General features: G+C 37.8%; 10 protein-coding genes. 5 read left to right on the top strand and 5 right to left on the bottom strand.

The annotated features are described in order from the left end of the window. Positions 1–71: 71 nt before the first annotated feature. The 4 genes from VBZ51_RS01975 to VBZ51_RS01960 all read left to right on the top strand — a co-directional run bounded on the left by VBZ51_RS01975 (position 72) and on the right by VBZ51_RS01960 (position 6,877). Complete coding sequence (locus VBZ51_RS01975; protein ID WP_416575897.1) at positions 72–5,066, top strand: DUF5724 domain-containing protein; 4,995 nt, start codon at positions 72–74, stop codon at positions 5,064–5,066. A 119-nt stretch (positions 5,067–5,185) separates the two neighbouring features. Further along, positions 5,186–5,599 carry a hypothetical protein gene (locus VBZ51_RS01970; RefSeq protein WP_091606457.1) on the top strand — a complete coding sequence of 138 codons (414 nt, stop codon included), beginning with the start codon at positions 5,186–5,188 and terminating at the stop codon, positions 5,597–5,599. Between the two features lie 67 nt (positions 5,600–5,666). Next, positions 5,667–6,041, top strand: coding sequence for a hypothetical protein (locus tag VBZ51_RS01965; RefSeq protein ID WP_416575896.1), 375 nt, complete (start codon positions 5,667–5,669; stop codon positions 6,039–6,041). A 146-nt stretch (positions 6,042–6,187) separates the two neighbouring features. Beyond that, a complete protein-coding gene (locus tag VBZ51_RS01960) occupies positions 6,188–6,877 on the top strand; it encodes a hypothetical protein (RefSeq protein ID WP_416575895.1) in 690 nt (229 codons plus the stop codon). A gap of 89 nt (positions 6,878–6,966) precedes the next feature. On the opposite strand, the gene VBZ51_RS01955 is transcribed toward VBZ51_RS01960, so the two are convergent. Next, positions 6,967–7,362 carry a hypothetical protein gene (locus tag VBZ51_RS01955; protein ID WP_071341433.1) on the bottom strand — a complete coding sequence of 132 codons (396 nt, stop codon included), beginning with the start codon at positions 7,360–7,362 and terminating at the stop codon, positions 6,967–6,969. 154 nt (positions 7,363–7,516) lie between these two features. Between VBZ51_RS01955 and VBZ51_RS01950 the strand changes: the two genes are divergently transcribed. Beyond that, positions 7,517–8,509, top strand: coding sequence for a hypothetical protein (locus tag VBZ51_RS01950; RefSeq protein WP_416575894.1), 993 nt, complete (start codon positions 7,517–7,519; stop codon positions 8,507–8,509). 13 nt (positions 8,510–8,522) lie between these two features. Here the strand turns inward: VBZ51_RS01950 and VBZ51_RS01945 are convergent, their stop codons facing one another. From VBZ51_RS01945 to VBZ51_RS01930, 4 genes are read right to left on the bottom strand one after another with little or no spacing between them, the layout of a single operon-like run. Beyond that, positions 8,523–9,158, bottom strand: coding sequence for a response regulator transcription factor (locus VBZ51_RS01945; RefSeq protein WP_074672347.1), 636 nt, complete (start codon positions 9,156–9,158; stop codon positions 8,523–8,525). Beyond that, positions 9,155–11,131 carry a tetratricopeptide repeat-containing sensor histidine kinase gene (locus VBZ51_RS01940; RefSeq protein WP_091606447.1) on the bottom strand — a complete coding sequence of 659 codons (1,977 nt, stop codon included), beginning with the start codon at positions 11,129–11,131 and terminating at the stop codon, positions 9,155–9,157. The genes VBZ51_RS01945 and VBZ51_RS01940 overlap by 4 nt, the downstream gene beginning before the upstream one ends. 25 nt (positions 11,132–11,156) lie before the next feature. After that, a complete protein-coding gene (locus tag VBZ51_RS01935) occupies positions 11,157–13,406 on the bottom strand; it encodes a hypothetical protein (RefSeq protein WP_416575893.1) in 2,250 nt (749 codons plus the stop codon). Next, the gene (locus tag VBZ51_RS01930) at positions 13,403–14,062 is read right to left on the bottom strand and encodes a DUF1266 domain-containing protein (protein WP_416575892.1); all 660 of its coding nucleotides are present in this window, start codon (positions 14,060–14,062) and stop codon (positions 13,403–13,405) included. Before VBZ51_RS01930 ends, VBZ51_RS01935 begins: the two co-directional genes overlap by 4 nt. Between the last annotated feature and the right edge of the window lies 1 nt (position 14,063).

Genomic DNA, 14,063 nt, shown 5'->3' with positions numbered 1-14,063 from the left:
CATAAGTTAATATGTAGATACAATCCGTAATGTCATCATTTCAGAATATAAAGCATAAAGAATAGCATCATATGATTCCAGCAGAAAAAGCGCAAAAATATATAGCCCAACACCAAAAACCAGCCGTAGATCGTTTTGAGTTTCGTTCATTTTCTCAGCCTTACAGAAGGCTTGGACAAATTCTAGGACGTATAAAGAAGGAGAAATATGAATATTATAATAGTAACGATTTCATTAATGAGTTTGATGATCCCTTGACCATAAACCCTTGGTTGACCGAAGAAGGTATGCGTTTGGGTATACAATTATTTGGCGTGGTACAAGCACCGTATTTATCTGCCATGTGGGATTTTATCAATACCATGCCTTACCAAAGAAGCTATGATCGCAAAGCCTTTAGATCACAACCAAGTGAAGATATTTTACAGAATAAGCTAACTATTTTTAGTCAATTTTTATACAATAGCCGTGTTGGTTTTTGTGGATTAAGCTTGCAAGAACATTTTCAATACAGCACATATTACCCACATGGCAACAGTGTTTTTTTCGCTATTGTTTTGCAAAATAGTGGTGATATGTTCAATGAGCTGTTGAACGATATTTTACAAGGTGAAGATGAAATTGGTGGTGTAAGTCAAGATATTATCAAAGCTTTATTACTGTCGGAAGATGAAAAACACTGGGACATGGTGGGTAAACTATTATTGGCTGCTCAACGTCAAGAAGGATTGCGACAGTCCATTCTGGAATCTATGGATGAAGCAGGTCTCCAGTCTTTAAAATACATGATCAATGTAGTGTTAGAGAATGATATTACCCGTTTCAGCAGCGTTGTAAGGGCGGTAAATACCTGGTTTGGGTTAAACTGGGAGGCGCCTAAGAAATCGGTCATCAATCGTATTTTGGAACTGGCGCACTCTTTAATTCTGAACTTAAAGGAAGTAGACACACTTCTGAAAAGTAAAGATAATATTGAGGTGTATGTGGCATTATGGGCTATAGGTATTTTGGATGTTGATAAAGCCAATGCAAAAGCCTTGGACATCGTGTATTCTTCAGCCGATAGGAACAAGAAAATTCTAGCGCTTTACTTTATGAGTAAAACGGATCGTACCAATGATTCTTTGGTTGCATATTTTATACAAGAATTAGGTAAAGATTATGCCCTAGATCATTGGATGGCGGTTAACTTACCGGAAATGCAGTTGGATAATGATACGTTTACCAAATTATTAGAGGTCGCAAAAACAGTTGAGGATAGGGGAAAAACTTATGAAAGCAAGATTTTCTCTTGGTGGAGTTTTACCCCTAATTCTCAATATTTCTATCAGTTTTTATTGCATGAGGCAACGGAACAGCAGCTGGAGCTTATGGCAAACGATTTGGATGAATTGCCGTCAGAATTTAGGGAGACTTACATTCGTAAAGTTTTTCCAATACATTATAGTTATGCGTTTCACCATTATAAGACAGATGAGAAAAAAGTAAAGCTAAACTATGATCAATACTCATGGCGTAGGGCGTTGGCAAGAAAGGCTGTGTACAATAGAAATGAGTGTGTTATGGCAACGGGACTCAACATTTTCCGCAAAATGCATTTGTACGATACCGATTTGGAGATTGCCGAAGATCTGTTGAAACGGAAGAACAAAAGTATGCGTACCGCCGTAATACAACTGCTGGTGTCTTTACCTAATGATACCATAAAACAGAGTGCCGGCAACTTGGTTACGGCAAAAAGTATTGACCAACGATTGGCAGGTTTAGAGATACTTACCATTTTAGATGCTGAGAACAGATATCCAGATTTTGTAGAAGCTCAGGTGGCTACATTTAAGGAGCGACCCAAAATCTCCAAAAATGAACAAGTACTTTTAAATAAGTTCGTTAAAAATAAGGATGAATACAATTTCAGTAACGGTTTTGGTACCGTAGATTACAATAACTTAAGTGCCCTTTACCAGCCACAGCCTCGTTTTGAGGTTAAATCTAATTTCTTGGATAAGCTGGGTATTAAAACCTCTCAGTCTTCAGACTTTAAATTTAAGGATATCATTGACATTGATAAGATAATTACCACTGTCAATGCATTAATTGCTCTGGTTGCTGAAAATGGTACGTATGAATATCAGATGGAGGGCTATCAAGGTGAGAACGACACCACCTTTATTAACCGAGGGCTTCATGATATGAAAAAACTAGATGAGCATGCCACGGCACAAGATCGTTTACATAATTTACCATTGTCCAATGTTTGGGTAGCCTGGTACGAACAAAGTAAGTTGAACGATTTTGAAATGAGTGCCGTATTGCGTTTTCTAAACCATAAGAGTTATCCTTTTGGACAGTATGAAGAACTGGTACCTTATATAAAACAATTTTATCCAGATTTAACGGGTTTAAATATCAATAGCGAAGAAAACTATTATACCAAAATAAGAACGTACATTACTATAATCAGGCGCTTGTTCATAGTATATGCGGATAGGGAAACCATTGTTTCCTATAAACTGGATGTTTTTGAAGACATGGTGGCTTCATTTCCCAAAAGGTTGCAAAATTATAAATTTCAATTAAGTGGGTACCATCATTCCATAACCGCTAACTGGGCAAATATTATTACATCGTATGCAGGTGATCTAAGTGTTGGCGAGATTAATTTATTAAGTAATGAAGATTTAAAAAGATTCTGGGACATTCAAATGTACTTGGTGGCACAGGATCTTGGACATCCTGATACGGTTACGGATATACAGGAAATTACCAGGGAAAAACGAAATTCTGGCAACCTTAATTTTCCAGATGTAGAAGTAACCTTAAGGCTCTATAAAGCAGGATTGATAAATGATGACGACCTACTTTTCCAAGCACTGTATTCCAATGATCTAATGACCATTATAGATGGTGGCTATAATTATAGAATTCGCAGAGGTACGCTAACTGAAAATTTAGTGCCTAAACATGTGTTTTTACCCTTAAAAACGAACCTGTTGGAAACTGAGCTGGAACGGGGAGATTTGGTGACACCGGCAACGGATTATATTTTTTCCATTAATACCGTTGAAGGGGTAGACTATGTTTTTAAAGTGTTGCAGCGTTTGGGTAAAGATACCTTTGAGCGTGGTTATAGCTATTATGGTAATAGTAAAAAATCACTTTTCAGCGCTATTTTAAAGAAGACGACATTTAAGGAAACCGAAAGTTATGCTGATTTTGTAGCACTTGCAGACGAGCATAAAATATCTAAAAAACGACTAATAGAAGTGGCGTGCTACGCTACCCAGTGGGCAGGTGTTATTGGTGAATATCTAGGATTGGAAAAACTGGAAGATGCCGTTTGGTGGTTTCAAGCGCACGCATCTGATTATATGAGTAGCGAGAAAGAAACCATTATTTCAAGGTATTCCAATATTCCAAAATCGGACTTTTCGTTGGGTGCCATTGATATAGATTGGTTCAATAAAGTATATGGCAGTTTGGGTAAAGCCAACTGGAAAATTTTGCATGATGCCGCTAAATATATTACAGATGGTAATGCACACAGACTGGTAAAATTATACTCCAGTGTAATGTTGGGCGAGGTTAAAATTACCGAGACCTTAAAGAAGATAAAAGATAAGCGAGATAAAGATTATGTACGTGCCTTAGGGTTGATTCCGTTGAGCAAAACCGTACCTGAAAAAGATTTGTTGAAGCGTTATAACCTGTTGCAAGATTTTTTAAAGGAAAGCAAGCAGTTTGGGGCTCAGCGCCAGGAAAGTGAAAAGGCAGCGGTAGAAATTGCACTAGATAATTTGTCAAGGAATGCGGGTTATCTAGATCGCGTACGTTTTGGTTGGGCAATGGAGGCAAAGGCAACCCAAACTATAATGGAAAATGCGGTGTTGACTATTGAAGATACCCAAATTACTCTGGTCATCAATGATCTTGGAAAAGCCGAAATTATAGTTGCAAAAGGTGATAAATCTTTAAAATCCATACCGGCCAAGTTGCGAAAAGACAAGCAGGTAATCGCATTAAAAGAGAATAAAACCTACCTCTCAAGGCAATATAGTAGAACACGTTTGTCGCTAGAGAATGCTATGGTAAATGAAGATAAGTTTACCGCTTTGGAGATTCATAAAATGATGCAGCATCCTATCGTGAAGGTGATGTTGAGCAAATTGGTACTGTTCGCTCCCAATAAGGAAATCTCCGGTTTCTATACCGATGGTAGCCTTACAGACGTTTCTGGAAAAACCCATCAATTGCAAGAAGAAGATGAGTTGGTCATTGCCCACGCATCGCATTTATATACAGCGGTAGAATGGGATGTATATCAGAAACACCTTTTTGCAGAGCGTTTGGTGCAGCCTTTTAAGCAGGTATTTAGAGAATTGTATCTACTTACTGAAGATGAGCGCGAGCACAGCAATAGGTCTGAGCGTTACCAAGGGCATCAAATTCAGCCCAAGCAGACCGTAGCACTTTTAAGGGGTCGCGGCTGGACGGTGAGTAGGGAAGAAGGCTTACAGAAAGTATATCATAAACGCGGTTTCATTGCCACCATGTATGCTATGGCAGACTGGTATTCCCCGTCAGATGTAGAAGCACCAACGCTAGAAGAAGTCTGTTTTCACTCCATTGAAACGCATGAGCGTATTCCGCTAACAGAAATTCCGGCTGTGGTTTTTAGTGAGATTATGAGAGATATGGATCTTGTGGTAAGTGTAGCCCATGTTGGTGGTGTAGATCCAGAAGCAAGCCACAGTACCATGCAAATGCGTGCTGCCTTGGCAGAAGAGTCGGCAAAATTGTTTAAGCTGAGCAATATAACGGTTAAAGAGCGTCACATATTTATACAGGGCACGTTGGGCGAGTACAGTATACATTTAGGTAGCGGTCAAGTAAGCAAACAAGGCTTGTCGTTATCAATAATTCCAGTGCATAGTCAGCACAGGGGGCGTATGTTTTTACCCTTTGTGGATGACGACCCAAAATCTGCCGAGATCATTTCAAAAATGAAGTTACTATCAGAGGATAATAAAATACAAGATCCAACAATTTTGGCGCAGATAAATAGCTAAATAACAAGAATAATGGCGTTACCCCACTTAGGTGGGGTCGGGCTTTTGTTGCAAGTCCGCGTGCTATCGCACTGTGGGCTTTCCACGACAATCCCTAACGCAAAACAAAACAGAGATCAATGGAAATTACATTACAGCTAAAAAGACTCGGTAAGAAAAAGGTAAAGCAAGTGCCTTTCACCTTAGTGGAAACTCCAAAGAATCTTGAGGAACTTTTAATAGGTTGCGTAAAAAACCAAGTGGCGGCTTTCAACAAAAAGCGAATGGAAGTCAATGTGGTCGGTTTTTTAAGTCCCGCAGAAATTCAGGATCAGGCACAAAGCGGTAAAGTAGATTTTGGCGATTTGGCAAATAAGGACCTCGCCGATGAGCAAAAAGCAATTGATAATGTTTTGCTTGCTTTTAAAGACGGACTCTTTGTTGTATTCATAGATGATGATGAGGTAACCGATTTAAAAGCACCAATAGCACTCAGCAACGAAAGTGTCATTGCCTTTATTCGAATGACATTTTTGGTGGGTACCTATTGGTAGTTACTTTAAATATCAGCGTAAAAAAACCATTATAGAACACAAACAAACAACTAAAACACATACGATTTTGACATATTTAGACGAGAGTATCAATGATGAGGTACAGAATTTAATGATAGACGTTTTTGAAGCTATCAAAACATCACAAGAAGCAACACTTGGCGTAACCGAACTTCTAGCTACGCAAAGCATCCTTGAGAACATTTTTGAAATGGTGAAGACTACCGGTTTTTACAATGATGATGAGAATTTTAAACTGGTAAAAGCCATGAATATGGATACCGATGGTGAAAATGCCGAAGAAGCTTTATTCAACAGTTGGGGCAGTATGGTGAAAACCATAAACACGGCTGCATCGCAAGAAGAATTCAATGCTAAATTTGCTTTGTTCGTGCCTATTCTTCTAAAAAGAATGACGGCAATCAATCAAGTTTTGGATTAGCGTTTTAGGTGAATAAATAAAGCGCTTCACCTAAAATGAAATACCAATATGCATTAACTGTTATTGAAGATGCAATATCACTGAAAACGGGTATTAATTTTAGCGCTATACGTTCCATCTTTACTGTCTTAAATTAAAACAGAACTATGGATTTTAAGACAATGCTGCAGCTACCTGTACTAGAAATTTCCCAGGTACTCAAAACCCTTCAAGGAATAGCGGACGAAGAACGAAATAAAGAAAAACCTCAAATGCCTAACGTGTCTATTGGTACCAGTAGAGGTAATGTCTCTGGGTACTTCATTAATTATGATACGGAAAAAAGTATTGTTTTATTGGGGAATTGGTATGACCATAAACCAGATTTACAATATGTAGAGTTGCATTCCATTGCTTCGATCTCGCTAGGTAATATTGAAAATTACCTATATCAATTTTCAGATGGTAACATTCCTTTTACGCCAAATGCAGACGATGTACCAACCGTACTTCAACTTAAAAAGGAAATCAGGGATGTAGAGCAATCGGTCGAGAAAATGTTGGGTAAGGCAATTGTCATTAATTATGACTATGCAGAAAAACCAGAAGATCTTGAAAAGTACTATGCAAAGAAAACAATAGTGCTATTGCAAGAAACATTAGCAGCCATAGCTGCGGACGCATTAGCCAAAGAAGCGTTTGTAAACGCTGTAAAAGAGCTGTCGTTTCACTTGGGAGAGGAAAATACAGTAAACCTACAAAACAATGTGCTTACTGTATGCTTAAACTTTTCTAAGGGGTTAAAGAGTGTGGCGTCAAAAATGGTACTGCAGGATCGTATAGAGAAGTGTTTATAAGCTTAAAATAAGATTGATGAAAACAAAAAAGGAAAGCCAACTTGGCTTTCCTTTTTTTGTAACAATATAGTCTTTATAGACCAATACTCTTAAAGATTGTTCTCTAAGAATTCTCTTATAACCAGATCAGAGAAATACCCGCTGTGGTGACCTCCCCAACATGCAGTTAGTGAGAATACACCATCTGCTATTTTCAATTCTTTTTTGTCTTCTGCACCGTCATTGGCAATACAGAATACCTCAATGCTATTAATACTTTCTGCAATAGCTTCTTTACCTAAATCATCTGAACAAACTTCTTTAAAGGCATCTGTAACACGTTGTAAACATACACTTGGTACAAATTTTATATAATCCATTTCAAAGGTGTCCCAATTAATGTTAATAGGTAATTCTTTACCTACTATTTCATTGATTTCTTTTTGGTAATCCCCTACATATTGTTCTTCAATTGCTTTTGCGGCTCTTTTTTCCTGTAATCCCATTATGATTGTTTTTTAGATGTAATTTTGAATACTTCAAAGATATTTTAGCACGTTAGTTTCTAAGCACCCCATTTAAGTGAAATGTAAAACTCACGGAATTCCGTGAGGTGCTTACAAGGCAATCACGGTAACTTCACTTTATAAAATTTCAGGTATGAAAACATTGATTGTTATAGGCGTTTTGTTAGTGCTGTTTTTCATTTTTGTAAGCAATTTTTCCCGTTTTATGGGTGGAATTTCAACCAATAAAGCTACTCAGAATTTAGAACATTACTTAGAAAAAGAACACAAGGGCGAGTTAGGTTTTAGGGAACTGAATAGGTTCTTTAATGCCGCTACCATGAACCCGAACATGTTTACCGTAGTTATTTTTCATAAAGAAATACCCGAAATTGAATTCTACTGCCATGTGAATCCAAAAGAGCTATTGGAGAATGACACCTTATCTTACTATGGAAAAGAAAACTTGAAAATTGCGGACCTTTACGAAAGAGAACGCAAGCGCTATGAAACACGACAAAACGTAAAAGCCGATTTTGTAAATGATATACCTGAAATAAAATTTGAGAACGATAGGTTTGAGATTTTTGTTCCGGGGGAAATAGAAACGGCTGCTTTACATGATGTAATTAAAAGGTTTGTTGCTAGGCTGAACAGTGTTTATGAGGAGTTGGATATTCCGTATACCATGTCTTTGTTCATTAAGACGGAAGCCCATCCTGAGGGGTTTATTGACATTCCGCTAGAGAATATTGAAAATCAATGGCACCCGCAAATGTTTATGCTTTCGGCTACTCTGAACAATTTTGATACCATAGAAAAGGTCATAAAACAACGTATTCAGACCAATTTGGATGCCTCGTTTCCTAATTATGAAATAGACGATAATTACCGGAAAATCATTTTAGATAAATCCAGTTTGTCAAAAATTGCTTGGGTGCAATACCTGAAGGATAAAACCATAGACAATGATAACAATGAGAAATGGCAAAACCCCTTAACGGGGCTGTATATTACGTACTACGATATACAAACGGGGCATTTGTATTTTGGTGAAATGGTAAGTCAAGAAAATGATAATATCTCCTATGATGAGACCTTAGCCCTTATCAAATTAAAAGTGGAAGCCGAGGGTATTCAGATGTAATAATGCTCTAGTTTTAATCAAACAAGCCAGATTCTATAGCATATTTTACAGCTCCTGTTGTGGTTTTTGAGCCAGTTTTTAACAGGATATTCTTTCTGTGGGTTTCCACGGTATTAACCGAAATAAATAATTTTTCCGATATTTCTTTCGATGTCAGCTCGTCTGCCAACAGGGACAATACTTCTTTCTCTCTGGGAGAAAGTTCAATATTCTTGTACTTTTTTCGCTCAAAAATACTTTCCATATAGCGTTGCTTAATAATTTCAGAAAAGTATTGTTCGCCATCTAAAACGGTACGTACCGCTTTCTGCAGTTCTTCTTTGCTGGTAAATTTGGGCACAAAACCATCTGCACCTTTTTGAATGACCTTATGTACCGTTCTATGATTGTCTAACATGCTCAGCATGATAATTTTTACGGTACCGTGCTTCTTTTTTATCTCGGTCAACAACTCAATACCGTCCATTTTTGGCATATTGATGTCACTGATGATCAAGCCGATGTCAAACTGGTTCAACAGCCGTACCACCTGTTTTCCTTCTGTGGCAAGATGAACTTCTCCAATTTCTGGCATGTCACCTAAAATGGTGTTGATCCCTTCAAGAAACATTAAGTGATCGTCTGCTATTATGATGTTGATTTTCTTCACATGGTCTGTTTTAATGGAATATCTATGGTGATAGATGTTCCGCTACTGGCGCTACTGTCTATGTCTAAAGTACCTTTCATTTTAGAAAGGCGCTCCTTAATATTTCGTAGACCTATTCCTTGTTTTTTATGTTCTTGAAAGCCTTTGCCATTATCATTGACCACAATGTTCAAGTGGTCATAATGCTTGGTAAGTTGTACTTCCGCATTGGTGGCTTCGGCATGTTTTAGAATATTGTTGACCAATTCTTGTACAACACGGTACACATCTGCAAGCAGGGCATCTGGCAGTTTGTTGATGTCTTCTTCCGGGTAAAAGAAGGTTTGAAAATCTATAGTATCACTTGCGGAGATTTGGTCAATAAAATCACCCAAGAAATTGGTAAACCCCAGTGCGGCAAAAGCCGGTGGATGTAATTGATGGGACAGTCCGCGAACATCTGTACACGCATTATTTATTGCCGTTAATATTCGCTTGGTCTGTGGCTTCTCTTGTTGGTCTTCCACATAATGCTCAAAAGCAATTTTAATCCCTGCCAAATCACTACCAATACCGTCATGGATTTCACGAGCCAAACGTGCACGCTCTTCATCTTGACCTTGTTGATACCTTTCAACGGCAGATAATCTATAATCTTTGATCATTTGGTTGATTTTCTGATCGGCATTTTCTTCGCGCTGTAAGCTTAATTCTTGCTGTACCTTTAAGCGTTTAACGTATTGATGACGCAGAATAAGCAATGACAATAAGACAAGGATAAAACCGGCAATAAATACATTTCTAATGAGGCGTTGTCTTTTTGCGGTAAGTTCTGCTTTTTGCAGTTCTGCTTCGCCCAGTTTTTGTTCTTTTTCAAGAAGGTTGATCCTGGTTTCTTTTAGTTGCGTTTCATACCGCTCTTGTAGTTCAGCAACATATTTTTCTTTATCAAGAGAATTCTGCTGTGATAATGTACTCACACCTTTTTCATAAAATGCCAGGGCTTTTTTATAATCGCCTTCATCTTGGTAAAGTTGGGAAAGGTTTTTATAGATGTCAGATTTATATTGTTTTATAGCTTGTTCTTCACCCATTTGCAGCGCTTGCTCAAAATAGGAAATGGCTTTTTTGGTATGTCCTAGTTTGCTTTCGCACAAGCCAAGGTCGTTTAAAATAATCACCATGTCAGACGTAAACTCAACTTCCTTTAAAAGGGACAAGGTTTTCTTTAAAGAAATTACGGCTTCATCATATTTTTCTTCTTTCACCAACATTTGGGAAAGATTCATGTTGATGTATGCTATTACTGCTTTGTTTCCTTCTTTTTCACGATACTCTAACACTGTTTTAAAGTGTTCGCGAGCCTCATCATATTTACCTTGTTCTTTTAAAATACTTGCGAAATTGAATAAAGTAACCAGAACACCATCATCATCACCTAAAGCACGATATAGGTCCGCGGCACGGTCTAAATTTTCGGTTGCCTTTTTATACTCTTCTTGTAAAACATATAAGGTAGCTATGTTTTGGTAGGCATTGGCTTCTTGCTGGGTGTCATCCATTTTTTCTGCATACCGTAAACACTCCAAAAAGCTTTCCATTGCCTTTGGGTAGTTGCCAAGGTTTTTATAGCCCAATGCCAAAATATTATAGCTGGCCGCCAAACCATTTTCCATATTGAGCTCTTTAAGAAGGGCAATGGTTTTTTGGGTTTCGTTCACTGCACTTTTATAATCGCCCGAAATATTTCCAAGATTCGCAAGTGCATAATGCGCTCTAATGGTATGGATTTTTAAGCCTTGTTTTTCACTTTCTTCCAACCATTTTTGCGCAGCTTCCTTGGCTAAAACAGGTTGTGAATACACGTTTTTTTGATAAACGTATGAAAGCGAGTCCATTAGCGGGTTTGCTTCTGATTTTTGCGACCAAATATTCGTGTAAACCCCTAAAAATAGGAAGACGATAAAGATTTTATGTAGTGTACGTAGCTTCATTTAAGAATGGGCAAAATTACCACCTTTAAGCGAAATGGGCAGCCTTAATGCGCATTTTCATTTCCTTTAATTCTTCTTGTTCTTCTGGGTACAGTTCAAAATTATAACGTACTAAATTTTCCATAAGGTTATGCTGTAAGAAAAGGTCTTCTTCGCTTTGCAATTTCGACAATTCTTGCTGCTCCCTAAGTTGATTTTCTATAGGAGTATCCCTACTTAAAAGCATGGAAATATATTTATTATAGGCACTCATGTTTGCCATGGCTTTGACGTCGTTTTTTAGAATATGCAAAAGGAAATTGTAATCTTTTGGGAATTCAAAAAACGAACGTTCCGGATAACTTTTTAAAACATCTAATAGGGTTTTGTAAGCTTCTTCATGGCGGTGTTCATCATTTAAAATCTGGGCGTACGTATAATCTGTTTTAAATTCACGAGCTTCTGGAACTTCTTTTCTTATGGTTTCACAAATGGTGAGGCTAAGCGAATTTTTAAAGCCTTCTTTGGCACATGTTAATGCTAGTTTTAGATAGATAGCTTTATTAACCGATTTTGATGCCGCTACCATTAACGATTCCGCAGCAGCCGTATGGTCGTCCAGCATCCAGTAAATCAAACCATTGTTTCTGAAATCTTCAAATGTTTCTGGTTGTTTGTTGATGTTTGCTTCCGTTGGGTCTTGCAAATCATCTGGTTTCTCAAGTAGAAAATCGTAAAAACAAATCCATTGAAAAATGGGATATAATTCTTCTGTTAGTTTCCCCTGTTCGTGATTGTAAATGGCATATTTATAACATTCTTCGTATTCACCCTGTTCAAAAATGGTTTCAACGGCAAGGTTGGTAGTATCAAAATAGTCGTCATCTCCATCAACGTAGTAATTAATTTCAGCTTGTTGGTCTAAAAAATATTGGGTATAGTTCCGTTTTCTTTTATTGATGATCATACGATAGTGGTACATCCACGGTGCGTAGGATCGGGAGTGTAACGGAAAATCTTGAAGCGCTTCGTTCAGTACTGCCAATGCTTCATCATCTCGGTGGAATTTAAACAAAGCCCTTGCCTTAAAGAACATGGATTTTAATGTAGGCGTATGTCTTATGTGAAATTGCTTTACCGTGTCTAAAACACCTTGGTAACTTTCAATTCTGTTGTTCAGTTCAATTAAATATTGTAAATAATTATCCATGGTGAGTCCGTTTCTAAACGCCTCATGGTAGGTAGCCCCAGCTTCTTGATAGCTGCCTTCGCTTTTAAGGAACATTGCCTTTAGATTTAACAACAACGGATTTTTATCGTTGAGGGCCAATCCGTTTTTTAGACAAATTTTTACCGCATTCCCATTTTTAGAATGAAAATAGGCGGCATTACCAAGCAATAAATAATGATGTTGTACCAGTTGCCATCCTGCATTTGTAAATGCCTGTATAAAGGCTTTGTATTCCGTAAAATTGGTAAAATCAGCATCTGGAAAATCTGGATTTTGCGGTGCCTTTAATATTTGTGGAACAAGATCGTACATCATAAAAGCCTTGGCGTAATCTGCCAGTACATAACGACTTAGATCGGTTAGATCTAGCGTTTTCCACTCTTTCTTCCATAGTTCAATGACTTCTACCGATCGTAGCTCCCAAATTGCAACTTGAATAAAGGTGAGTAATTTGGTTTTCTTGTCTAAACGCGTATCTAATTGAAGACCTTTTAAAACATCAAGATTGTGAGTCGCAGAGGCTAATTCTACCAGCTGGTAACAGTCGGCTTCCTCAGTAGATTTTACTTGGTCCTCTAACTGTGCCGATTGAATTTCCCAAAGTAAGAATCGTGCTTCGGTTGTGGCAGGGTAACATTCCAAAACGTATTTTAATATGGCAATTGCTTCCGTGTACCTTTTTTCTACCTGTAACTTCAAAGCGTAGTGTATGTGCAGTGTTTCGTTATACGGATACGCTTGTAGAGCTTTTTCATAAACCAACTCGGGACAAGCTTTGTAATAACTACAAATGTATTCATAGTCTGATGCCAAAACTTGCCCCACTTCTTCAAGTGCTTCTACATATGAATGCATGACTTCCATATTTACCTGTTCAAAAGCACCTATATACAACATAAAAAAGCGGTAGTAACGAGCATTATCCGACGGATAGGTGTAGCCCAAAACATTTAAATTATCTTGTATAATGGTAATAAGCGGATTTAGCTCAGCGAACTTTTTTGCGTTCAACAGGGCGTAAGCTTGTTCAATATGTGCTAAGACTTCTTTTCTTGTTAAGCTCATTTGTTCCATTCTTTAAAGCTGTTCGCTTGGTGAATATGTAATCTTTGATAGCATTCCCAAAGGGTTTCCGTCCCAGGGTATTTACTGATGTCCGGCTCTGCGGCTCCTCTTATAAATTCATCGCCAATACACACATTGCGGTGAAATTCGCCCCAACTGGAGAACGTGTTTTTTAATCTTGTATTTACGTCTTCTAAACGCATGGCTATTTCCTCGGGTTTTATAAAACCTAAGGCACCGCCTATACGCATGAGAAAAATGTAATACGCAAAATCATAGCCCTGCAGTTTTTTATTTTTAAGGCTAAAACGGTAGCGCCAAACTAGTTTGTAAACATTCTTGGTCATGGGGTTTTTCTGTGCATTATACTTTGTTTCATAAGAGTTGGTGGTATAATTGCGAAATTCAGATGCCAATTTTTCAAAAGGGTTTGATGCCATAGTGCCGGTTTCGTAACGGTGCAAACTGTTGCGTAAATGAACGCCAGATTGTATGCCGTGTAGCTTGGCAATACGCTCTACATTTTTCAATTGCAAGTGGTCTTCAATATCAAATCCGTACCAAGTGTTTAAATCCGCTTTTTTATAATTGTTCATTAAAACCAAAGCAGATAGGTTGAGCTGATCTTGAATTTTGGGTGTAATTTCTGCTGTCATT

It is taken from the genome of Maribacter sp. HS (genome assembly GCF_048059195.1).
GTDB lineage: Bacteria > Bacteroidota > Bacteroidia > Flavobacteriales > Flavobacteriaceae > Maribacter > Maribacter dokdonensis.
Note: the sequence above shows the minus strand (reverse complement) of the source record. Positions and strands in the feature narration are given on the sequence as shown.

Bases quoted from the DNA above. Each gene is read 5' to 3' on its own strand.
- VBZ51_RS01940 (WP_091606447.1), bottom strand. From the start codon at position 11,131: ATGAAGCTACGTACACTACATAAAATCTTTATCGTCTTCCTATTTTTA.
- VBZ51_RS01955 (WP_071341433.1), bottom strand. From the start codon at position 7,362: ATGGGATTACAGGAAAAAAGAGCCGCAAAAGCAATTGAAGAACAATAT.
- VBZ51_RS01935 (WP_416575893.1), bottom strand. From the start codon at position 13,406: ATGAGCTTAACAAGAAAAGAAGTCTTAGCACATATTGAACAAGCTTAC.
- VBZ51_RS01950 (WP_416575894.1), top strand. From the start codon at position 7,517: ATGAAAACATTGATTGTTATAGGCGTTTTGTTAGTGCTGTTTTTCATT.
- VBZ51_RS01930 (WP_416575892.1), bottom strand. From the start codon at position 14,062: ATGACAGCAGAAATTACACCCAAAATTCAAGATCAGCTCAACCTATCT.
- VBZ51_RS01975 (WP_416575897.1), top strand. From the start codon at position 72: ATGATTCCAGCAGAAAAAGCGCAAAAATATATAGCCCAACACCAAAAA.
- VBZ51_RS01970 (WP_091606457.1), top strand. From the start codon at position 5,186: ATGGAAATTACATTACAGCTAAAAAGACTCGGTAAGAAAAAGGTAAAG.
- VBZ51_RS01960 (WP_416575895.1), top strand. From the start codon at position 6,188: ATGGATTTTAAGACAATGCTGCAGCTACCTGTACTAGAAATTTCCCAG.